This window comes from Exiguobacterium sp. UBA7533 (assembly GCF_002479335.1).
Classification (GTDB): Bacteria; Bacillota; Bacilli; order Exiguobacteriales; family Exiguobacteriaceae; genus Exiguobacterium_A.
Genome location: NZ_DLMP01000012.1, coordinates 3,406 through 6,180 on the forward strand (window position 1 = coordinate 3,406; position 2,775 = coordinate 6,180).

Below are 2,775 nucleotides of genomic sequence, written 5' to 3' on the forward strand. Positions count from 1 at the left end.
TCAGTTCTTCGCTCGTGAAATAGTCGGACAAGACATCATAAAGTGATCGCCCGAGTGAGAGACGCGGAAGTGCTGTTAAGACACGCGGTGACAAGTAGTCCGTTAATCGGTCATGACGTGTCTGTAGAATCGGCATCAACTTACCGAGCTTTAACGCTTGCTCTGCCATGAATCGATCGTACCCTTCCCCATTTCCCGGAAAGTGGCGCTCGATCGTCTCTTTCATCCGGTCCCGATCCGTCGTCATCGTAAACTGTTCTGTTCCACCTTTGAAATAGAGTGTATACATCGGATCAAGTGCCTTTAGATCTAAATAATCTTCTAACCGTAGACCGGCTTCGTGAAAGACGTTTTCTAAAATATGCGGCATATTAAGAAAAGTCGGTCCTCGATCAAATGTGTATTCACCTAGCTTGACGGCAGAAGTTCGTCCACCGACTTGCGGTTGTTTTTCATAAACGGTGACGTCTACTCCTTTTCCTGCTAATAACAAGGCACATGCAAGTCCCCCTGGTCCTGCTCCTATCACTGCTACGCGTCGCTTCACCCAAATCTCTCCTTTTTATCTCTCATCGTTTCAACTATTATACTAAGCACATAGTAAGAGCGACAAATTTGAACTGTCTTCCAACTGTAAAAACGCCAGACTTCGCTTAGGAAGTGGCGTTTGCAGTCACGATATACCAAGCACCTTCTTTTAAGAATGGTGTGATCGAAATATTTCCAAACCCAGCTTTCGATAAATCTTCTTTCAATTCTTCCTGGCTTGGTAATGGATACAAATTCTCATGCAGTGTCATAAAGGCATTGAATGCTGCTGAGAACGGTGCACCATGTGAACTGTCACGAAGTGGAGTGACGAGAATGACTGTTCCATCATCTTTGACAAAACGGCGTACCCCTTTTAGTAAAGCAAGACGTTCCGGTTGTGGGAAGTAATACAAAATATTATTCATCATGACACCATCATACGTTTCTTTTACGTCAAACGTTTTGATGTCTCCGACGACGAAGTCAATCTCTCCACTCGTATCTCGTCGTTTTGCTTCTGCAATGACCGATTCTTCGATATCGATTCCAGCGAGTCGCAAATCAGGCAACGCCTCATGAATTTTGCGAAGATAACCGCCATAGGCACAGCCGATATCGAGCAGTGATGTCAGATTGCGACTTCGAATGATATGACGTACAGCCGGGAAAGCAACGGTCTCGACAAGTGCCGACGTTTCGGCAACGATGTCGCCATGTTCTTCTCCATTAAAGACTTTCTGTTGCCCCTCTTCTAGGAATTGTGGATAAGAGAACAAGGCGGGTAAATGTAGCTCCATCATCTCAGATAACATAAAACCGATACTACGATCGTCTGATTGAGAAAGTTCTGGCAATACATGACGCGTCGCCGTATAACGTAAATCTTTTTTCTTTAAATGACCGACAGCTACGCCAACCTCAAACCAGCGGGATAACGCTTCCTGTGTCAGCGGACGTCGCATCCGTAGTTGCGCTTCCGCCTGCGTCGCTCCCGATTGAAGAGCATCGAATAACCCATATTTATAACCGATGTATCCATGCCAGAGTGGTAACACCGGTTCTGCGCGTTTCATCCATTTCCGTGCCCGGAAGACCTTCGTCCATTCCTTCAACTGTGCCACAAGCGTTCCCCTCTCTACTGTGTAATACATCCCTTTTCCCAAATAACAACCACTTGTAAACAAAAATTACTAGCAGACACGACAAAAAGAGTCCTTTCGACCCAAAAGGTCGAAAAGGACTCTTTGATTTCGCATAAAATCAGAAAAACTTCATACCGTATGGAAGCGAATAGCCAAGGAATACTGTCACAAGGACAAGCACGATGAATCCGATGACGAAACCGGAATAGGCTTTTCCTTTTTTGACACGAACGAGTGTCAATTCTCCGAAGATGAGCGTCAAAAGACCTGCTGTGATCTTCGCATGGTAGAGTGGATCTGGATTTTCAGACACCCCCATGATTTTAATGTACAGGTAAAGACCTGTCGCGAACGTCAATAAAAGCAGAAGACGGAACGCCATATGAATGCCTTTTGCGGCTTTCTTATTGTTCTTGTACATCGAAAACGCGACGAAGAACGTAACCAATAAAAGTACCCAAAGTAAGACGTGTGTGTGAACGAATGCTGTGATTGGCATTTCATTTCCTCCTTTCTTTTCCTATTTCATCGTATCTGATTTCCGTACGAACACCTAGTGTTATTTTGTTGCTATATGATTTTTTCAGGAGATTGTCACATGTGTGGACTGAACGAGTGGGAATTTGACAGTGAAAAGACTCCCTTCTCTTACGACCGATTCCACATGAATTTCTCCCCCATGACCGGTGACGATTTCTTTACAGATGGCTAGACCAAGGCCCGTACCACCGATTTTCCGACTATCCGAGTTATCGACGCGGTAAAACTTTTCGAATAGACGACTGAGTGATTGTTTCGGAATCCCGATTCCCTCATCCCGAACTTGAAGAATGACTTGATCACGTGATGTCGTGAGTACGACATCAATCGCACCACCAGATGGTGAGTATTTCACCGCATTATTCAATAAATTATTGAGTAACTGTCTGATTTTTTCTTCATCTGCTTCAATGACAGGCAACTGATTTCCTTCGTGACGGAACGTAATCCGGTGGGCTTGTGTCGAAGCCGCATAAAAGTGTGTCGTTTCTTCAGCAATCGCATGAATGTTCACAGATGTCTTTTTGTACGATTGTGTACCTGACTCCATGCGCTGGACGTC

General features: G+C 44.8%; 4 protein-coding genes. All 4 read right to left on the reverse strand.

The window, feature by feature from the left end; all coding sequences use genetic code 11:
• Positions 1-547: phytoene desaturase family protein (locus B2U10_RS12630; protein ID WP_290788126.1), on the reverse strand; the 547-nt coding region annotated here is incomplete at its 3' end.
• 106 nt (positions 548-653) lie between these two features.
• Positions 654-1,652: a class I SAM-dependent methyltransferase gene (locus tag B2U10_RS12635; protein WP_290788129.1), complete on the reverse strand. Its 999-nt coding sequence runs from the start codon at positions 1,650-1,652 to the stop codon at positions 654-656.
• A 139-nt stretch (positions 1,653-1,791) separates the two neighbouring features.
• The gene (locus B2U10_RS12640; RefSeq protein WP_056060012.1) at positions 1,792-2,172 is read right to left on the reverse strand and encodes a DUF1516 family protein; all 381 of its coding nucleotides are present in this window, start codon (positions 2,170-2,172) and stop codon (positions 1,792-1,794) included.
• A gap of 84 nt (positions 2,173-2,256) precedes the next feature.
• The coding region (locus B2U10_RS12645; protein ID WP_290788132.1) for a sensor histidine kinase at positions 2,257-2,775 on the reverse strand (519 nt) is incomplete at its 5' end.